Source organism: Acidovorax sp. K2F (genome assembly GCF_025246485.1).
GTDB lineage: Bacteria > Pseudomonadota > Gammaproteobacteria > Burkholderiales > Burkholderiaceae_C > Acidovorax > Acidovorax delafieldii.
Map to the genome: position 1 here is coordinate 51655 of NZ_JAOBSQ010000008.1, position 18445 is coordinate 70099.

Genomic DNA, 18445 nt, shown 5'->3' on the forward strand with positions numbered 1-18445 from the left:
GGTTGTTCTTATCTGCGGATCGCCCAGAATTCCAACTCCAGCTCCGGGAACTCGCCCGAGACATGCATGGCTAGGCCCCCTGAGCTGTTGAGCTGGCGCCACAGGTCGTGTGTGGTGTCAACCTCAAAATAGGAGTACCCCGCGTGATAGGGGATTTCGCGTGGAGCCACGGACAGCGATCGCAGGGTGACGCCCGGCAGGTGGAGGTTGACGAGGTCCCGGATCTTCTCGACAGGCCCCAGCTTCGTCTGGGTGGGAAAGTGGGTGCGCAGGAATTCCACCGTGGTCTGGGCGTGTACTGCCAACACGAAATCGCAGGTGGTCAGCAGCTCGGTGGACGGGATGAGGGCTACACGAACGCCGTATTGCCGCTCCTGCAGCTCGATCTGGATAGCGTTTTGCTCAAGCACCGACGAAAGGCCGCGGCGCAGTTCCAGCATCAAGGGCGGAAAGCAGCTGCGCAGGTCGTCGTGGTCATAAGCCGGCAGTGGCGCGGGGCGTCGTTGCTCGCGGGTGAAGGTGGACAGCTCGCCCGCCATTTTCAGGAGGTCATCGAAGAGGCGCTCAGGGTGAATGCTGCGAATCCTGACCCAATGTTCTACCGCGGGCTCCCATCGGTTGATGAACTGCAGCATCAGGAAGTCACCCACCTCGCCGACACCGCCGCGCCCTGGCTGGATCAGCCGCTCCTCCAGCGCGACGCCCCGCTGGCGCAACAGGCCGTGAAGTTCTCGGCAAAACGCGAATAGTGCGGAGGTTTCAGAGTTGTTGACGACAGTCGGGATGAAGGTTTTGTCCAGCAACGCTGCTCCATCCGCCTTGCGTTCCACCACGTGGGTCACGGGCAGAGATACCCAACCGTCGGAAAGATCGTGTGATGTGCGCAGGCTGAACCGGGCGATGCCCAACTGCACCTCCGCCGGCTGCGCGCCAACGTCGTTAATGTCTGCCACTTCCAGCACCTGCGCTTGGTAACGCGTCATGCCTGCGTCGTCGTCGGCAAGGGTTACTTCTGCGCCGCTACGCCGCCGCAGCGGGAGTGACAGATGGATCAGCGTGTCTTTGGTGTTCTTCCCCACATCAAACGGTGGTGGGGCATCGTCCACATCCGGGATCCTGAACGGCGTGCCGTCAGGTAGCACACCTTGCGCAGAGATCAGTGCAACCTTGCCGAGGGCCAGCATCTGGGTGTCCAGGGTCAGCTCTGAAAACCCCCAGTAGAAAGGCTGGGCGGAAAGACTGCGCCCTTGGATCAGAAAGTCCAGGTGTCGCTCTTGTTGTTGAAAGTGCTGAGGGCGCAGGAACATCCCTTCCGCCCACACCACCTTGCGTTGCCAAACCATGGTTCTACCTTGAAGTGATTTGATGTTGAACCCGTACGGCGTCGCGCGAGACCGTGACCAGGTAGTGAACGGGTTTGAGCCGCTGTGTTTCTCCAAGGCCCCACCAGCGGCGGCGCATTTCCACCGAGTTCGGGGCATCGACATGTGCACGCCAGGTGCTGCGCTCGAGGTCGCGATAGCTGGCGAAGAAACCGAAGGCACGCACGTCGGGGTTGCCTTTGCGTTCGATGACGCGGCGCTCACCCGGTGCAATCAGGATCTCTTCTCGCCGCACGAAGTCGCCGCCGAGCTGGCTTTCGTCCTTGTCCAACAGGTCGAAGAAGCTGGAGCGTTCGAAGGTGACGGGAGTGCGCAATTCGTAGATGCGCAGCAGTACGGGCTTGGGCATGCCGTCCACGTCAGGGTTCAGGCTGCGCTCGGCGATGATCTCGATGACGGCTGGCGGCACCCCGGTGGGCGCCTCGCTGGGGCGATTGAGTGTGTTCACCACGCCGCATCCGGACAGAGGCAGCGCTGCCATTGACAGCCAGTGGGTGGTCTTCAGGATCGTTCGCCTTGATACGGCTTTCTTGGTCATCTGCATGGCGGCATCCTCCCGTTCAGTGGGCAGTTCGATTCAGTTCAGTTGACGGTCTGGTTTGCGGATACCCACACGGCCAGCGCGCTGAGGTTGTCCTGATGGGGACGGTCTTTGGAGCGAACGGCTTCCGCCATGTGCTGTAGCCAGACGTCGGGCCGCTCTGCGGCCCGCAGCGCTTGTTCCATCGCGGACTCGTGTAGGTTTTCCCAAAGTCCGTCGGAGCACAGCAGAAAGGCGTCACCCTCTGTCAGCTCCACGGATTCAGGCAGCACGGTGGGCGGTACCTGCGACTCGGCACCCACTGCACCGGCCAGGACACTGCGATTGGGCAGCGACCTGGGATCGCCGTTGGCATACAAGCCAGCGTGCAAAAGCTGCTGCACAACGCTGTGGTCTTCGGTCATGCGGTGAACCCGGCCTTCCCGGAACCAGTAAAGGCGCGAGTCGCCCCAATGCGCCCACAGCGCGCGGCCGGTGACCGGATCTATGCACAGCAGGACAACGGTGGCGCTCATGTGCATCCGCGAAACGGAGGTGGGCTGTTCTTCAGATACTGTATGTTCGGCGCGAAAGATGAGCGATGCCAGGCTGGCTGGCGCAAACATAGGGTTCTCGCGGTAACCTCCGAGTACGGCGTCCACCGTCAGGCGCGCGGCCAGCGCACCGTTGCCATGGCCTCCAGCTCCATCCGCCAGGGTGCAGCAAAAGCCTCTCGATCCCAGATCTATCATGCCTAGGTAATCTTCGTTGGAGGCACGGCCGCCTTTGTCGGTGATGGCCGATACCGACAGCCGCAGGCGGTGCGACTCTCCTGCGATATGTGCGATCACGAATGCTCCTCGGCAGACTGTGCGGCGGCTTCGTATGCGTTCACAAAGGTTTTCCCGGAGAACGCCATGAGGTCGTCTTCTGCATGGCGACGCACCGAGTCATATTGCTGCTGGAAGTCGTCCCACAAGGCGGCTTTGCGATGCACTCTGGATATTTTGGTTAGCAGGCTAGACGCTACCGCAGCTTTCTTCTCTAGCTCTGCTGGGCTGAGGCTTGCCACGGCTTCTGAGTAGGCGGCTCGTATGCCGGCCATCAGTGCGATCTGGTGTACCGCCAGGTCTTTGTACGCTTCCTTCATTGCGGGTACCGGCTTCATGAATCCCGGAAACGTCTGTCCAATAAGCTGCAGCATCACACCGTCTGCCGTCGGCAGGAACTTGAGGGGGTTGTTGGCCCCGGAGGCAATGATCGTGACGTCCGCTCGGAATTCACGTTTGATTTCCGAGCGCGCGGAGAGGAGGTCGATAGAGCCTTGTACCGCTACCCGCAGTGCTTCGCCGAAAGCGCGCATGAAATCCGGCGTGATGGTGACGTGTGCTTTGCCTTGCTCTATCCCCGCGCCTTGGAGAAAAGCAGCGGCGAGTGCATCCGATGAAGCTACCGTTGTCTGCGCCGTTACGTGGGCGTCAGCGGCGGTCGGTGTCGGCGCAGGGGGTGACGCGGGCTGCGTGGCGTGCGTGGGGATCGCCTTCTCCCATAGGTGCGGCGGCTGGATATCTGCGATCTTCAGCAAGTCCTCCTCCCGCAGTGCCTGCGCAGCGTCTCCGCCGTCGAACAGAGCCAAGTCCAGCCCTTGCATGGCGTGAAGTCCTGCCTCTACAACAGACTCAACGGGCGGCGCAGCCACCGGAGTTGCCTCGACGTTGAGGCGGTTGGTGGCGGGGAGCCCATGGGCGACCGCAGCTGGCAGCGCTGTCGCATGGCGCCGTTGGGCATCGCGGGGCATGTTGAACACCTGGGCCAAATCCGAGCCGCGGGACATGCCATGGTCTTCTGGCTCCACATACATCGACTCCCCGGGCTCACGAAAGAGCTTCAGCGGGTTCAGTTCGATGGCTGGATCCAACTGCTTGGGCAGCCCGGTATGCGCAGCATTGTCCATTTCGCCCGCGAAATGCCCCGTTTTGGGCAATGCCTGGAGCAGGCCATCGTTCTTGAGTTGAACCACTTCAGCCAAGCTCTTGGCGGCAAGATTCCCGCTCCAGGGGTCACGCTGGAGGGCTTGCTCCCTGGGATCAACTGCGAATGGGTTGAAGTCGTCGGGAATGACCATCGCTCGATGCGCTGTCGGCGGTGCCTGTGTGGGCCTGGCTGTAGCGGCAGAAATATCGAACGGGTGGGGTGGGGCGTGTTCCGTCGGAATGTCTGCATGCAGCCCGTCCGCAACAGGGGCGGCAGAGGCCGATTGCGCCACTGTCAGTGCCGCGGCGGGCCCTTGCCCGGTGGCGGACCGTTCAGGGACGAGCGCTGCCGCAGAGCGGGCCTCGACCCGTCCAAGCATTGCGAAGGGGCTGGCCTCCGCATCGTGCTGCGATGGTGCTTCGGGCAGGGACGAGAGCAAGAGGCCTGACAGGTGTGCATCTCCTCCGACGATGTCTGGTATGTCTGCCCAGGGGTTGGGCAGGGAGGCGAGCCCGATCGCCGAGGTTGCGGCATTGGCGCTCGGTGTGGATGTACCCGGCTGTGTGTCACTGCCGGCTGCCGATGTGGCCTCCGAGATGCCTTCTGTGAACGCGCGGGAGACCTTCGCCTGGGTAGCCTGCGCATCCTGGTGTTGCCCTGGAATGACTGCGCGCAGTTGATATGGACCAATGCCTATGCTTGTGCCGGGTACAAGCGGTACCTCTTGCCCGGACAGCACCTCCAGCCCGTTTACGCGCACTGAGCGGCGTTCGCACAGATTGGCGATATAGGCTCGGTCGGAGTCAAGGCGGACCATGGCATGCACGCGCGCGACCATCGCGTCGTCATCGGGCAATACCAGCTTGTTTTGCCCTGCACGACCCACGGTCCCGCCTGCCATCCCAAAGATGGCGGACCAATAGCGGCAGACCGGGCTACCCGCTTCGTGTGTGACCACCAGTTCTATCTTGTCCATTGCGTATTTGCGCGTGCGTTGTCTGGAGGAGCGTCAGGATGTCTTGCGGGTGTTGCGCTTGGAACGCGCAGCATTGCGGGCATTGATGAATTCACGGCCCCAGACCGGGTGGCCCTTTTCTGCCTCGGTGAGTTGGAACGTGGGGTCCTGCTCGAGGGCGAGTTCGAACTGCTGTCGGCAGGGGCGCGGCCGCCCTGCGGCGCAGTGGCTGAAGGCCATGAACTTGCGGGCCTTGATTTGCAATGTCAGCGGTAGCTCGGGGGCGTCGGCAAGAGGTGTGAGCTTGACGATGGCTTCATCGAACTGCCCTTCTGCGTACGCGTTCAATGCTTCGGTCAGCTGTGCCTCTTTCTGCGCGCGCGGATCCACCGGTGCGACGGGCTCGGGAGCTGGTGGCGGTGGTGGCGGTGCTTCCACCTGCGGCTCGGGGGGCTTTGGCGCTGTTTCGCAAGCGGCCAGGAGAAGGCTGGCGCAGGCGACGATCAAGGCGCTCCAGTAACGGTTTCGCATGGATTTATCTCGCGTCAAAGTCATGGGTGATCGTGATCGGTTGATCTGGCTCGACCTTGAGCGTTTTGCGCACGGTATCGAAGCCGGGGTTGCTGAATTCAATGTTGTGTGAGCCTGGGGGGAGCTTGAGTTCTGTGAGCGGAGGAGTCACGCCCACTCGCTTTCCATTGAGAGTCACATGGGCCCACGGTGAAACGCGCAGCTGAATGTTGTTCTCGGAGCGGATGGGCCTCCGCGAACCCAGTGCCATTGGGGACGTCGGGTCGAACGATGGTGTGGGATAGCCTGCAACGGCCAACAGCGGCGTGATAGCTGTGATCACAGTGCTGTTGAGCGAAAAGGTAAGAGCGTTGCCATTCCCTGGGGAAGATCCTTGACTGTTGCTGAAACTTGCCAAGGACCGGCCGCACTTTGCGCCGCGCTGGCTGTATGCCTTCGTATAGGCATCCCGCCACGGCGTGTTCTGCAGCTCGTACGCTTCGAGCGTGAACGAAGGGCGCGCGTCGAAAGCTGCGTTGAATGCGGTGTCGCACCGGGCCCATTCCCGATTGGTGCAATAAATGAACGCAAGGTATTTATGGGCAGTAGATCGCTCGTGCCCATCTGTCAGACCTGCAAACAGTGAAGCCTGTAGTGCTTTTTCTGCCAGCTCCAGCTTTCGCGTCTCGTAGAGCGATATGCCCTGTCCCAGATATTGACGTCCAGCCGAAGAAACCGAGTTCCCCGCTTCAGGTTTGCTTGGTTCGTTGCAATCCACCGAGGCGATTGCAGTGCTTAGACCCAGGCACAGGCAACAAGCTCCCCATCGCAGTAAAGCGTTTATTGGCATATCGACAGCAGGCGCTCGCGGACGTGAATTATTCGAACTGGTGACTGATCACCACCGGCTCGCCTTTTTTGACCTGGACTGTCTTGGTGACTGGCGCTGCGGCCGGATTGCTCACGTCAATGCGATGCAAGCCTTCAGGAAGCTCGATGGAAGTCAGTGGTGGCGTGGTTCCCAAAGAGTTGCCGTTCACCGAGATCCGGCCCCATGGGCTTACGCGCAGAACAACACGCCCTACTTCTCCCGCTGTCTTTGGCGGAGTCTTGGCTGCTACTACCGAATCTGCAACGGCAGGATCTCCTTTGGGCGCAGGCGGTGGTGTCGTCGCTGCCACCGCCACAGCCTTTGGGGCCGTTGTTGCAGGCGGCTCTGACGCTGAGGGCGCAGAGGTCGCGGCAACGACAGGCTGGGTGGGTGCTGACGCTAAGGCAGCTGGCGGCGGACTGACAACCGGGTCTAGAAATTCCAGACGATTGATGAGGGCCATCGCTTCGCTGCGATGCTTGCCCTTCGGGTAGGCGCTCAGGTACGAGTCCAGCATGGCTGCAGAGCCCGCAGCTTGTGCTTCTTTCCAATGTTGGTCTTCCAGATTCAGTGCTATCTCTTCTGCGGACTGGTGCGCGGCCACGTCGTGCTTGGTTAACCACAGAACCAACGCAGTGGCTACGAACAGCGCGACGGCCGCAATCGTCCATCGCAGCGTCAAAGCGCGTGTGCGCGTGTGTCGCAGATCGCTGCTGATCTCCGCATTTTGGCGTTCTCGAGCGTCCGGCTTCGCGGGCAGTTGGGGTGTTGCTGTGGCGTTGCTAGTTGATGCAGCAGACGATGTCTGGGGGGCAAACTTCAGTATGTCGATGTCGATGTCGCTGGCGACGACTGCTGCTTGCGGAAGTGTCTGGTTCGCATGGGTGGCCATCGCGGTAACGGGCTCGCGCTGAGCGGGTTCTGCCGAATGGTTTAACGGCAATGATGCGTTGGCCTCGGCAACTACGCCAGTGGGTTTCAACGACTCATGCAGGCCCGTGTTGTCCGAGGCTGCGAGCGTTGGATGGGGGAGCGAAGAGGTAACCACCTGAGCACCTGGTAAGACATCGTGCCAGGGCGCATGCATGGGCATGGTGAACGTTGTGATGCCGAGCAGATCCTTGAGTGCAGCAATCGTCTGTGGTCGCTCCTGAGGTTTCACCGCCAATGCGTGACCCACTCCACGCAGAAACTGGGATGAGTATCCTGGGTAGTCAGCGGGCGATAAAGCTGCCACCGGATCGTTGATCATTCTGGCGACCGATGTTGCTGGTGGCTTCCCGGTGATCGCTAGGTAGAGCATCGCGCCAATTTGGTAAATGTCGGTCCATGCTCCCTGCGGCATGGCGCCGTCATCTACGTACTGTTCAATGGGAGCGAAGCCTGGCTTCAACACCATCGTCAGGGCCTGCGTCATGTCACCGATGATTCGCCGAGCGGCCCCAAAATCGAGCAGCACAGGCATCCCTGAGTTTTGCAGGAATACGTTATCGGGAGCGATATCGCGGTGGTAGCAATCGGCTGCATGCAGCATCTCGACGACATCGAGGATGGGGCCTACGATCGCGGCCAGCATGCGTTGATTCATGCGTTCTTGTTGGGCATTCAAAAATGCTCGGAACGTCTGCCCTTCGTAATGGCGCATGACCATGTAGGCCGTGCCGTTCAGTTCGAAAAATCGGTACACATGTACCAGAGCTGGATGCGAGAACTTGGCCAGCAGTCGGGCTTCGTTGATGAAGCTTCGCAGCCCGGCATCGAATGCCCCACGATGCTGCGAACGGACGTGGATTTCGTTGGATGATTTACGCCCCGCCAACGTGGCGGGCATGTATTCCTTGATGGCAACAATCCTGTCAAGGCTCACATCGCGGGCGCGATACACAATGCCAAAACCACCTTCTCCAATGACGTCCAACAGCCGGTATTCACCGATATGGACGCCCGGCGCGAGGCAGTTTGCCGAACCTCCTGCGGTCTCAATCATCACGTGGCTCCCTGTGTATTCATCGCCTCATCGGCTTTTCCCAAGCGGTCAGTAGATCTTCAGTGCTCCTGCAATCGGAGCTGACGCTGTCTGCTCTTGCAATGTGCTGACTTGTCTCGCTGTGTATGCCATTTACGTTGTCGCAGCTTGACCGCTGCAACTTGTCGGACTACTGCGCCCCTGACGTATGGAAGACTTTTTCAATGCCCTCAATCGTTTTCGATTGACGGGGAAGGCTCTGGCATTTTTGTTTCTTCGCCAAGCCACTAGAGTCAATCGTTGGCACAACCCTTCGCAGTCATGTTCGCCTCCTGAAGAGCACTCATCGCCAAGTTACTTGTAGTGCGTTTGTGGCGGGCGAGTCTAACGTGGACAAATTGCAAAAAACGTCACAAAACCACGACTTCAGATGCTGCGAAACACACTGTTGCTAATGTTGCTGAGAGCCGCTGAATTGCTGTGACTTGATACCCCTCCGGGCGCTTGGCGTCCGTATCATCCGCCCGCCAACAAGCTTGCGAGGGAGGGGAATTCAAGCAAGCGAAGCTCCATATGCACAAACAAACACACGTTTCCAAGGTGAGCGTAGTGGTTGCGTATGGCACAGTGTTTCCGCATGTCTCGCATGCCGGCTGTGAGCTTCGTACCTCTCCTTCAGTCGTGAATTCTGTGGGGGCGCAACGCTGCCTCTGCGGAAATTGAGAGCGTGCGTGTGCCGTTCAAGCAACGGCACCTGCAACGCATTTTTGAACCAAGGAGAGGTACCCGAATGACAGTTGCGATTTTTATGAAGGTGGAAGGTGCGAGCGGTGAATCGAAAGACGCAGCGCACAAGGATTGGACGGATGTCGAGTCGTTTACCTGGGGGGTGACCCAACCGCACTCTATGGCCTCTGGTGGTGGTGCCGGTGCCGGTAAGGCTGACTTTCAAAACCTGAATGTTGTCGCCAACATCGACAAGTGCTATCCCGCTGTGCTCAAGCATTGCGCCACGGGCAAGCATTTGGGTCAGGTAGAAATTTCGATGTGCAAGGCCGGTGGCACGCAGATTGAATTCGGCAAGATCACCCTGACGGACGTGATGGTTACCAACGTGACCGTCAGCGGTACAAGTTCTGGCGACACCGTGGTCGTGAACTACGCGTTCCAGGCTGCCAAGATCAAGACGGAGTACTCCGAACAGACCAACCAAGGCGGCAAGGGCGCTACCAGCCAGATGGGCTTCAGCATCAAAGAAAACAAGGAAGCCTGAACGCACGGCTGCTTGTGATAGCGCCCACTTGGGTGAGCGCTATCCAAGTGTCGTACTGTAGGGGGCCGGCTTTCCTGCAAGCGTTCGCTCTCGGCCTCAGTGACTTGTGAGATCGACGCGATTCGATGTGCGAGCAGGAAATGAGAGCGTGCAAGCGCCGCAGAGCGGGCCCAGCCGTTGGCTGCCGCTAAGCCATTTCACCGAGAACTGGGGGGCTGGCGGTCCATCCGTCGGAAACGGTTTTACCCACTACCGTTACTCTCCAGCCATTCCCGCGCAATCGTCTCATCCATCGGTACCGACACCACAAACCCCTGGATCACATCGCACCCCAGTTCCTTGAGCAATGCGATCTGCCCTTGCGTCTCCACCCCTTCCGCCACCGTCTTGAGCTGCAGGCTGCGGGCCATCTGGATGATGGCGGTGACGATGGCGACGTCGTCGGCACTGCCGGGGGTGTCGGTGACAAATGACCGGTCGATCTTGAGCTTGTCGATGGGGTAGCGCTTCAGATATGCCAGGGAGGAGTACCCGGTGCCGAAGTCATCGATGGAGATGCCGACGCCCAACGCCTTGACGGCGTGCAGGGTGTTCAGGGTCTGGCCAGTCTGGTGCATGAGCACGGACTCGGTCAGTTCGATCTCCAGGTATTGCGGTGCCAGCCCTGTTTCCTGGAGGACGGCCGCGATTTCTGCGGCCACATCGCGCTGGCGGAATTCGAGGGCCGAGAGGTTGACTGCCACGGGCACCTTGGCCAGGCCCTGGTCCTGCCAGGCTTTGAGCTGGCGGCAGGCTTCGCGCATCACCCAGCGGCCGATGGGCGTGATGAGGCCCCGTGACTCCGAGAACGTGATGAACTCATCGGGCCCCACCAGCCCACGCTCGGTGTGGCGCCATCGCACCAGCGCTTCCAGGCCTTGCAGCGAACCGTCGGCCAGGCAAATTTGCGGCTGGTAATGCAGCACGAAGTCGTTGCGTGCAATGGCGTCGCGCAGCAGGCGCTCCTGGTGCAGCACATCGAGGGCACTGGCTTCCATGCTGGTGGCGTAGAACTGGCGGTTGCCGCGCCCGCTGTCCTTGGCATGCTGCATGGCCGCATCGGCGCAGCGCAGCAGCATGTCGGCGCTGCCACCGTGGTCCGGGTACAGGCTGATGCCGATGGACGGGGAGATGGTGAGCGGCAGCTGATCGACCGTGAAAACGCCGTGCATGGACTCCAGCAGCTTGTCGGCCACCATGGCCGCGTCATCGGGCGTCTGCACGTCGGTCAGCACCACCACAAACTCGTCGCCGCCGATGCGCGCGACCACGTCGGCATCGCGCACACCCTGGCGCAGTCGCTCGGCGACGTTGCACAGCAGCTGGTCGCCCGCATGGTGGCCGAGCGAGTCGTTCACGGTCTTGAAATGGTCCAGGTTCATGAACAGCACCGCCACACGGCCATGCCGCCGGCGGGCCAGCGACAGCACCTGCGACAGCTGCTCCATCAGGAAGTGCCGGTTGGGCAATTGCGTGAGGGGGTCGTGCAGTGCGATGAAGGCTTCGCGCTCCTGCGCCTGTTTGCGGGCTGTGATGTCGCGCACCACCACGATGCGGTAGTCGGCATGGTGCAGGGGCATGGTCTTGCCGACGACCTCGACGGGGATGGGATGCCCATCCTTATGGCGGATGGTGACTTCGTACGGATCCTCCCGTCCGCTGCGGGTGTATTCCAGCGCGGTGGCGCGCCACTCGGGGCTGATGAAGTTGAAGATCGACAGGCCCAGCACTTCGTGCAGTGCAAATCCCGTCAAGCGGTACAGTGCCTCGTTGCCGTCGGTGATGATGCCGTCGCGATGGAACACGATGGCCTCGTCCGTGGCCTCGGTGAACTTGCGCATGCGTTCTTCGCTCTGGCGTACCTCACGCTCGGCGCGCCAACGCTCGGTGATGTCGGTGATCAGCACAAAGGAGCCGAGCTGCAGCCCCGCGTTGCCAAAATGCGGGATCAGGTTGACCTCGATCATCCGCACCTCGCCGTTGGGCAGGGTTTGCTCGCGCGTGTATTTCACGCGCTCACCGTGTGAGCAGCGCTCCACGTACGGCTGGATGGCCTGCCAGGCCTTGTCGCCAATCGCCTCCTGCACGGTCAGTCCCAGGATGGATTCTGTGCTGTGGCCGTTGTAGGCAGCGTAGCCCTGGTTGGCGAACTGGCAGCGTAGGCCTGGCAGGTCGTAGTAAGCCATCAGGGCCGGGACCGAGTCGGCGATCAGGCGCAGCAGCGAGTCGCTGGAACCCCCTTGACCTGGCGTGTTGGCTGCGTTGGATGAGTCTGGCATGGACCGCTCGGTACGTATCTGTTTGTTATAGCCGATACACCTGACGGGGGCGTAAGGTAGTTGCCCGGATACCCCCCACCGGATAATCGGCCCATGACCTCCAAAGAAAACCAAGCCCGCGCTGATTTCAGCGCGCTGGCCCTGAGCTCCGCCATGCTGGCCAACCTGCAGCAGCTGGGCTACACCACGATGACGCCCATTCAGGCGGCCAGCCTGCCGCCCGCCCTGCTGGGCAAGGATCTGATCGCCCAGGCCAGCACCGGCAGCGGCAAGACCGCCGCGTTTGCGCTGGCGCTGCTGGCCAACCTCAACCCCCGCCGCTTTGCGGTACAGGCCCTGGTGCTGTGCCCCACGCGCGAGCTGGCCGACCAGGTGACCACTGAAATCCGCCGCCTGGCGCGCGCCGAAGAAAACATCAAGGTCGTGACCCTGTGCGGCGGCGTGCCGCTGCGCGGCCAGATGCTGAGCCTGGAGCATGGCGCGCACATCGTGGTGGGCACGCCTGGCCGGGTGATGGACCACCTGGAGCGCCAGCACCTGACGCTGGAGGCGCTCAACACCCTGGTGCTCGACGAGGCCGACCGCATGCTCGACATGGGCTTCTTCGACGACATCGTCGTGGTGGCCAAGCAGTGTCCCAAAGAGCGCCAGACCCTGCTGTTCTCGGCCACCTACCCCGAGGGCATCGCCAAGCTGAGCGCCCAGTTCATGAAGTCGCCCGAGCAGATCGCCGTGCAGGCGCAGCATGCCGAGGGCAAGATCGAGCAGCGCTGGTACGAGGTGAAGAACAGCGAGCGCCTGCATGCCGTGTCGCTGCTGCTCAACCACTTCCGGCCCGATTCGTCCATCGCGTTCTGCAACACCAAGCAGCAGTGCCGCGACCTGGTGGCCGTGCTGCAGGCCCAGGGCTTCAGCGCGCTGGCGCTGTTTGGCGAGCTGGAGCAGCGCGAGCGCGACCAGGTGCTGGTGCAGTTTGCCAACAAGAGCTGCTCGGTGCTGGTGGCCACCGACGTGGCCGCGCGCGGGCTGGACATTGCCAACCTGGCCGCCGTGATCAACGTGGACGTGACGCCCGACCCCGAGGTGCACATCCACCGCATCGGCCGCACGGGCCGGGGCGATGCCGAAGGGCTGGCGCTGAACCTGGCCAGCCTGGACGAGATGGGCAGCGTGGGCAAGATCGAACAATTGCAGGGCCGAGAGTCGCGCTGGTTCCCCGTGGCCGACCTGACACCGACCGGCAACGGCCCGCTGGTGCCGCCCATGGTCACCATCCAGATCATCGGTGGCCGCAAGGAGAAGATCCGTGCGGGCGACGTGCTGGGCGCGCTGACCGGCGAGATGGGCTACACCCGAGAGCAGATCGGCAAGATCAACGTGAACGACTTTTCCACCTATGTGGCGGTGGACCGTGCCATCGGCGCCCAAGCTGCCCAGCGCCTGAACCAGGGCCGGGTGAAGGGCAAGACCGTGAAGGCCCGCCTGGTGACGGGAACCCAGGACTTTGAGTAAAAAGCGCCGGATGCGCTAGTCAATCATGCGCCAATAGCTATCAATTTGATAGTGGGCGCGCGTCCTGCACTGGCGGCATCAGCGCCGTGCTGCGGCAGCCTCCAGCATCCGCACCATCTCTCCAAAGCCCCGCTGGCGCGCCAGCTGCAGGGGCGTGTTGCCCTGCCGGTCGGTCAGTGCCTGGCTGGCCCCCGCCTGTAGCAAGGCTTGCAGTGTGGCCTGGTGGCGCGGACCGCCGTTGCCCAGCACGATGGACTCGATGAGCGCTGTCCAGTGCAGGTTGTTCACATGGTCCAGCGGCGCCCCGGCGGCGATCAACTGACGCACCACGCCGTCGTGCCCCAGGTGGGCAGCAGCAATCAGGGCCGTGCCGTCGTAACGGCTGGTCACCTGTTTGGCGCTGGCGCCCAGCTGCAGCAGCACGCGCAGCGTGGCCTCGTCGTCGGCCACGGCGGCGATGGTCACGGCGTCGTAGCGGTCGTTCTCCAGCGCATTCAGGTCGGCCCCAGCCTGGGCGAGGGCGCGGATGGCATCGGCCTGCCGGGCAAAGGTGGCCACATGCAGCGGCGTGCGGCCGTAGCCATCGCGGGCATTCACGTCGGCCCGCGCTGCGATCAGCTGGGTGAGCCTGGGCACATCGCCCCGCGCCGCAGCGGCATGCAGGCCCTGGTAGGCTGCTGTTTCGGCCGCCGTGGGTGGCACCTGGGCCTGGGCCGGGGTGGCACAGGCCAGTGCGGCGGCCAGGGCGAAAACAAGATTCCACGGCTTCATGGGGGCCTCCGCTGAATGCTCAGGTGCCTGTGGTTGGGCTGGCTTACTTCAGTAAGTCCTGCACCTTGGCAATGCCCGCCACCGCGCACTGCTCGTCCAGGTGGCCGCCGGGTGCACCGCCCACGCCCACAGCGCCGATCACCTCGTTGCCCACCTTCACCGGCACGCCGCCGCCCAGCAGCAGGTAGCCGGGGATGTTCACCAGGTTGGCCGCAGCGGGGTTCTTCTGCGCGCCTTCCATCATGGCCAGCGTGGTGTTCTTGGCCGATGCCGAGGTGTAGGCCTTGAGGCGGCTGGCTTCCAGCGTGTGGGGGCCGGCGTTGTCGGCGCGCTGCACAGCACGCAAGGTGCCTGCGCGGTCCACCACGGTGGCCGTGACGGCGTAGCCGTTGGCGGTGCAGGTGGCCACGGTTTGCGCGGCGATCTGCGTGGCCAGGTCCAGCGACATGTTCTTTTCGGTGCGCACGCCTTCGGCGCTGGCGGCGGTGGCGATCAGGGACAGGGTGAGGGCGGCGACGGTGGCGAGGCGGTTTTGCATGGTGTTCTCCGGTGTTTCTGGGTCGGTGCCACCCGTTGTGGCGCCGTGGGAGAACTGTAGAAATGGCCGCCGTTTTCGGCCATTCGGGCGGCTACGCGCGGGCCTCCGTAGAACTACGGAAAGCCCGCCAAGGGGCAGCTCACGCGGCCGCGTCCACTAGCGCCGCGTAGCGCCGAATCAGCTGCGCCAGCGACTCGGCCCCCAGCTTGGCAAACAGGTTGGCGCGGTGTGTTTCCACCGTGCGGGGCGATAGTTCGAGCGCCCGGCCGATTTCCTTGTTGGTCAGACCCTCCACGATCAGTCCCAGCACCTCGCGCTCGCGGGCCGAGAGCTGCGCAAAACGCTCGCGCGCCTGCTGGTCGGCCTGGTGGCGTTCGCGCGAGCGCACATGCTGGCGCACGGCGTTTTGCAGGGCTTCGATCAGCACTTCGTCGTCCACCGGCTTTTCCAGAAACTCGGCCGCGCCAGTTTTGAAGGCGCGGCGGCACATCTCCACCGTGCCGTGGCCGGTGAGCAGGATCGCGGGCTGGTCCACGCCCTGCGCCAGCAGCTGCTCCAGCACCGTGAGGCCGCTGATGCCCGGCATGCGCACATCCAGAACGATGGCGCCGATGCTGGCGCGGTCAAACCCGGCCATGAAGGACTGCGGGTCGGCCCAGGTCTGCACGCGCAGGCCCACGGTGCTGATGAGCAGGGAGAGGCCCTCGCGCACGGCAGCATCGTCGTCCACAAGGTGGATCAGGGGCGAGAGGGAGGGGGCGCTATCGGTCATCGGTGGGTGGTGCGACGTTGAGGGTCAGCACAAACTCAGCCCCCCGTTGGGCGGCGGATGGGGGCGTGGCTTCGGGCGCCAGGCTCAGATGCGCGCCCATGGCCTGCGCCAGGCTCTCGCACAGCGTGAGGCCCAGGCCCAGGCCGCCGTTGCGTGTGGTGTAGAAGGGCTCGAACAGGTGCTGGCGTGCTTCGGGCGGGATACCGGGGCCGTGGTCGCGCACCGAAAGCGCCACCTGTCCGGCACCAGCCTGCGCCATTGCAAGGTGCAGCTGGCGTTCAGCGGGGGGCACTTGCTCCAGCGCCTGCAGCGCGTTCATCAGCAGGTTGTGGATGATCTGTTGCAGGGCCACGGGTTCGGCCAGCACCGGGGGCAGGTCTGCGGCGGCCAACACCTCGGGCACCACGCCGCGCTGTGCCAGCTCGGGCTCCAGCAGGTGCAGCACGTCCTGCACGGCGGTGGGCAGTGCCAGGGGCTGGGCCTGACCGGCCAGGTCGGGCCGCTCCACCAGGCGGCGCAGGCGGCCCACCACGGTGGATGCGCGGCGCGCCTGCTCCACGGCGCGGGCCATGGCGGTCTGTGCGGTGTCGAGGTCGGGTGGGTCGTCGGCCAGCAGGCGCTGGGCGGCCTGGGTGCTGGACAGCAGGGCGGTCAGCGGCTGGTTCAGTTCGTGGGCCATGCCAGCGGCCAATTCGCCCAATGTGTTCAGCCGCGCCACCTGGCCCAGGCGCAGCAGCTCTTCGGCCCGCTGGCGCGCCACGCGCTGGCGCCACAGTGCGCGGCCTGCGGCCCACAGCGCTGCGGTCAGCAGGCACCAGCCCAACATGCGCCACCAGGGCAGTTCGTGCAGGCCCACGGTGCGGCGGGCCACCACGTCCAGCGGCTGGCTGGCGGCAGCCAGCAGTTTGTGAAAGTCGTAGGTGCGGATGCCGCTGCCCTGGTCGGCCTGGCCGGGCTGCACCACAAAGGCCGTGCCGCCCTGCTCCAGCGTCACGCGCACCGGGCTGGCGGCCATGTCCATGGGCCACTCGTCAGTGGGGATGGTGGTGCGCAGGTCGATGTGCAGCGCATAGCTGGCTGGCGTGCCCGCCAGCACCAGGTAGTAACGGCCTGCGGGTAGGTTCAGGCCTGCCGTAGCGGCGTGGCCGGTGCGTCGTGAGGTGGCCTCGGCGGCTGTCAGCTCGGCCTGCAGTGCGGGCGGCCAGTCGCTGTGGGCCGAGCGCTGCAGCACCGCCAGAATCTGCGGATACACCGACGTGAGGCGGGGCAGGGGCGATGCCGCGTTGTGCAGGTCATCCACCGCAGCGGCTGGCTGCAGCAGCGCCAGCGTGGCCATGATGGCGTCGTGCTGCACCACGCGCTGGCTCAGCAGCCGATGCACGATGCGCGCGTCGGTCTCAAACGCCGCGTGCAGTTGCTGCAGGCGGTCCACCACCAGCCAGCCGCAACCGATGCAGGCCACCGCCACCCACAACAGCAGGCTGGGCAGGTGCAGGGCGTGTCGGGGCAGAAGGCGTCGCCAGGCGGGGAGCATGCGCGGATTCTGGCATGGGGGCATGCTGGGGCCTGCTATTAAACGGTGCTCAGATCCTGAACAGGTTCTTAAGGTGGCTCTGGTGTAATTTCAGACTCGCCTGTTTCCGCTCCTTCGCCCACCCGCCATGTCAGCATCTTCTCCCGCATCCCACCCCTGGCTTTCACCCCGCAACCTGCTGTGGGCCTCGGTGGCCGTGGCGGTGGTCACCATTGCGCTCAAGACGCTGGCCTGGGTGGTCACGGGCTCGGTGGGTCTGTTGTCTGACGCGATGGAGTCGTTTGTGAATCTGGCCAGCGCCATGTTTGCGCTGGCCATGGTGACGGTGGCGGCACGGCCAGCCGATGACGACCACCCCTACGGCCACCACAAGGCCGAATACTTTTCCTCGGGCTTTGAGGGCATCCTCATCATGGGCGTGTCGGCGGGCATTCTGTGGGCGGCCGGGCACCGCTTGTTTGACCCACAACCCATCGAGCAGGTGGGCTGGGGCCTGGGACTGTCGGTGCTCAGCTCGGCCCTGAACGGGCTGCTGGCCTGGGTGATGTTCCGCTCGGCGCGCGAGCACCGCTCCATCGCGCTGGAGGCCGATGCACGCCACCTGGTCACCGACGTGTGGACCTCGGCCGGTGTGCTGGTGGGCATTGCGGGCGCTGCCCTGACCGGGTGGTTGTGGCTGGATGCGGTGGCGGCCATTGCCGTGGCGCTGAACATCCTGAAAGAAGGGGTGGAGCTGGTGTGGCGGTCGTCCCAGGGCCTCATGGATTCGGCGGTGGAGCCCGAGGTGCAGTCCACCATCGACGCCACGCTGCAGCAGTTTGTGGCCGCCCAGGCGCCGGGCGCTGTGCGGTTCGACCATGTCTCCACCCGCCGCGCGGGCCAGCGCCAGTTTGTGGACATGCACCTGCACATGCCCGCCGACTGGACCCTGCGCCACGCCGCCGAGCTGCGCGGTCAGGTCGAGCGCGCGCTGATGACCGCCGTGCCCGGCCTGCGTGCCACCATCGAGCTGCTGCCTACCGACGTGGAGGCGCATTTCGACGACCCCCGTGACGATGTGAAGGATGCCGTGAAGTGATCAGCGTATTACAACGTGTGCGTGAAGCGCGTGTGGATGTGGACGGGCAGACCGTGGGCGCCATCGGCGCGGGACTGCTGGTGCTGGTGTGTGCGGAGCGTGGAGACACCGAGGCTGAAGCCGACAGGCTGCTGGCCAAGATCCTCAAGCTGCGCATCTTTTCGGACGCCGCAGGCAAGATGAACCAGAGCGTGCAGGACATCGGTGGCGGCCTGCTGCTGGTCAGCCAGTTCACGCTGGCGGCAGACACCACCGGCGGCAACCGCCCCAGCTTCACCCAGGCTGCGGCACCCGATGAAGGGCAGCGGCTGTACGACTACCTGGTGGCCCAGGCGCGCAAGATCCATCCCGTGGTGGCCACCGGCCAGTTTGCAGCCGACATGCAGGTGCATCTGGTGAATGACGGGCCGGTGACGATTCCGCTGCGGATGAGGGCGCCCTGACGGCAAAACCCATTCATTGCAGGGGCTG

At 63.5% G+C, this 18445-nt stretch carries 16 protein-coding genes; 4 read left to right on the plus strand and 12 right to left on the minus strand.

Translation table 11 applies throughout. From position 1 onward, the window contains the following. Positions 1-8 precede the first annotated feature (8 nt). From tssK to N4G42_RS03280, 7 genes are all read right to left on the minus strand, one after another. A complete protein-coding gene (tssK, locus tag N4G42_RS03250; RefSeq protein ID WP_260666151.1) occupies positions 9-1343 on the minus strand; it encodes a type VI secretion system baseplate subunit TssK in 1335 nt (444 codons plus the stop codon). Between the two features lie 4 nt (positions 1344-1347). Beyond that, entirely contained in the window at positions 1348-1926 is a 579-nt protein-coding gene (tssJ, locus tag N4G42_RS03255; RefSeq protein WP_233250246.1) for a type VI secretion system lipoprotein TssJ, read from the minus strand. A 38-nt stretch (positions 1927-1964) separates the two neighbouring features. Then, complete coding sequence (locus N4G42_RS03260; RefSeq protein ID WP_108497271.1) at positions 1965-2753, minus strand: PP2C family protein-serine/threonine phosphatase; 789 nt, start codon at positions 2751-2753, stop codon at positions 1965-1967. Beyond that, on the minus strand, positions 2750-4852 hold the full coding sequence (gene tagH / locus N4G42_RS03265) for a type VI secretion system-associated FHA domain protein TagH (protein WP_260666154.1): 2103 nt from the start codon (positions 4850-4852) through the stop codon (positions 2750-2752). The genes N4G42_RS03260 and tagH overlap by 4 nt, the downstream gene beginning before the upstream one ends. A 33-nt stretch (positions 4853-4885) precedes the next feature. Beyond that, positions 4886-5362 (minus strand): TssQ family T6SS-associated lipoprotein, encoded by a 477-nt coding sequence (locus N4G42_RS03270; RefSeq protein ID WP_146191211.1) that lies wholly within the window; start codon positions 5360-5362, stop codon positions 4886-4888. A 4-nt stretch (positions 5363-5366) separates the two neighbouring features. Further along, on the minus strand, positions 5367-6119 hold the full coding sequence (locus tag N4G42_RS03275) for a PEGA domain-containing protein (RefSeq protein WP_260666155.1): 753 nt from the start codon (positions 6117-6119) through the stop codon (positions 5367-5369). Between the two features lie 100 nt (positions 6120-6219). Continuing rightward, positions 6220-8199, minus strand: coding sequence for a serine/threonine-protein kinase (locus tag N4G42_RS03280; RefSeq protein ID WP_260666156.1), 1980 nt, complete (start codon positions 8197-8199; stop codon positions 6220-6222). 769 nt (positions 8200-8968) lie between these two features. Here N4G42_RS03280 and N4G42_RS03285 point away from each other — a divergent pair. Next, the gene (locus N4G42_RS03285; protein WP_056059598.1) at positions 8969-9451 is read left to right on the plus strand and encodes an Hcp family type VI secretion system effector; all 483 of its coding nucleotides are present in this window, start codon (positions 8969-8971) and stop codon (positions 9449-9451) included. Between the two features lie 242 nt (positions 9452-9693). Here N4G42_RS03285 and N4G42_RS03290 read toward each other — a convergent pair whose 3' ends face one another. Then, positions 9694-11769, minus strand: coding sequence for a bifunctional diguanylate cyclase/phosphodiesterase (locus tag N4G42_RS03290; protein WP_260666157.1), 2076 nt, complete (start codon positions 11767-11769; stop codon positions 9694-9696). A 93-nt stretch (positions 11770-11862) separates the two neighbouring features. Between N4G42_RS03290 and dbpA the strand changes: the two genes are divergently transcribed. Further along, the gene (dbpA, locus tag N4G42_RS03295; protein WP_260666158.1) at positions 11863-13281 is read left to right on the plus strand and encodes an ATP-dependent RNA helicase DbpA; all 1419 of its coding nucleotides are present in this window, start codon (positions 11863-11865) and stop codon (positions 13279-13281) included. 78 nt (positions 13282-13359) lie between these two features. On the opposite strand, the gene N4G42_RS03300 is transcribed toward dbpA, so the two are convergent. The 4 genes from N4G42_RS03300 to N4G42_RS03315 form a co-directional block, all read right to left on the minus strand. Continuing rightward, positions 13360-14052, minus strand: coding sequence for an ankyrin repeat domain-containing protein (locus tag N4G42_RS03300; protein ID WP_056059593.1), 693 nt, complete (start codon positions 14050-14052; stop codon positions 13360-13362). Between the two features lie 43 nt (positions 14053-14095). After that, complete coding sequence (locus tag N4G42_RS03305) at positions 14096-14590, minus strand: GlcG/HbpS family heme-binding protein (protein WP_260666160.1); 495 nt, start codon at positions 14588-14590, stop codon at positions 14096-14098. Positions 14591-14729: 139 nt separating this feature from the next. Further along, complete coding sequence (locus N4G42_RS03310) at positions 14730-15362, minus strand: response regulator transcription factor (protein WP_260666161.1); 633 nt, start codon at positions 15360-15362, stop codon at positions 14730-14732. Further along, the gene (locus N4G42_RS03315; protein ID WP_260666162.1) at positions 15352-16896 is read right to left on the minus strand and encodes a sensor histidine kinase; all 1545 of its coding nucleotides are present in this window, start codon (positions 16894-16896) and stop codon (positions 15352-15354) included. Before N4G42_RS03315 ends, N4G42_RS03310 begins: the two co-directional genes overlap by 11 nt. Positions 16897-17023: 127 nt before the next feature. On the opposite strand from N4G42_RS03315, the gene N4G42_RS03320 reads away from it, so the two are divergent. Continuing rightward, positions 17024-17974, plus strand: coding sequence for a cation diffusion facilitator family transporter (locus N4G42_RS03320; protein ID WP_260666163.1), 951 nt, complete (start codon positions 17024-17026; stop codon positions 17972-17974). After that, entirely contained in the window at positions 17971-18417 is a 447-nt protein-coding gene (gene dtd / locus N4G42_RS03325; RefSeq protein ID WP_260666164.1) for a D-aminoacyl-tRNA deacylase, read from the plus strand. Before N4G42_RS03320 ends, dtd begins: the two co-directional genes overlap by 4 nt. The last annotated feature ends 28 nt before the right edge of the window (positions 18418-18445 follow it).

Excerpts from the sequence above, each read along its gene's own strand:
- N4G42_RS03285 (WP_056059598.1), top strand. The coding sequence starts at position 8,969 with ATGACAGTTGCGATTTTTATGAAGGTGGAAGGTGCGAGCGGTGAATCG.
- N4G42_RS03280 (WP_260666156.1), bottom strand. The coding sequence starts at position 8,199 with ATGATTGAGACCGCAGGAGGTTCGGCAAACTGCCTCGCGCCGGGCGTC.
- N4G42_RS03310 (WP_260666161.1), bottom strand. The coding sequence starts at position 15,362 with ATGACCGATAGCGCCCCCTCCCTCTCGCCCCTGATCCACCTTGTGGAC.
- N4G42_RS03300 (WP_056059593.1), bottom strand. The coding sequence starts at position 14,052 with ATGAAGCCGTGGAATCTTGTTTTCGCCCTGGCCGCCGCACTGGCCTGT.
- tagH (WP_260666154.1), bottom strand. The coding sequence starts at position 4,852 with ATGGACAAGATAGAACTGGTGGTCACACACGAAGCGGGTAGCCCGGTC.
- dbpA (WP_260666158.1), top strand. The coding sequence starts at position 11,863 with ATGACCTCCAAAGAAAACCAAGCCCGCGCTGATTTCAGCGCGCTGGCC.
- N4G42_RS03320 (WP_260666163.1), top strand. The coding sequence starts at position 17,024 with ATGTCAGCATCTTCTCCCGCATCCCACCCCTGGCTTTCACCCCGCAAC.
- N4G42_RS03305 (WP_260666160.1), bottom strand. The coding sequence starts at position 14,590 with ATGCAAAACCGCCTCGCCACCGTCGCCGCCCTCACCCTGTCCCTGATC.
- tssJ (WP_233250246.1), bottom strand. The coding sequence starts at position 1,926 with ATGCAGATGACCAAGAAAGCCGTATCAAGGCGAACGATCCTGAAGACC.
- N4G42_RS03270 (WP_146191211.1), bottom strand. The coding sequence starts at position 5,362 with ATGCGAAACCGTTACTGGAGCGCCTTGATCGTCGCCTGCGCCAGCCTT.
- N4G42_RS03315 (WP_260666162.1), bottom strand. The coding sequence starts at position 16,896 with ATGCTCCCCGCCTGGCGACGCCTTCTGCCCCGACACGCCCTGCACCTG.
- N4G42_RS03290 (WP_260666157.1), bottom strand. The coding sequence starts at position 11,769 with ATGCCAGACTCATCCAACGCAGCCAACACGCCAGGTCAAGGGGGTTCC.
- tssK (WP_260666151.1), bottom strand. The coding sequence starts at position 1,343 with ATGGTTTGGCAACGCAAGGTGGTGTGGGCGGAAGGGATGTTCCTGCGC.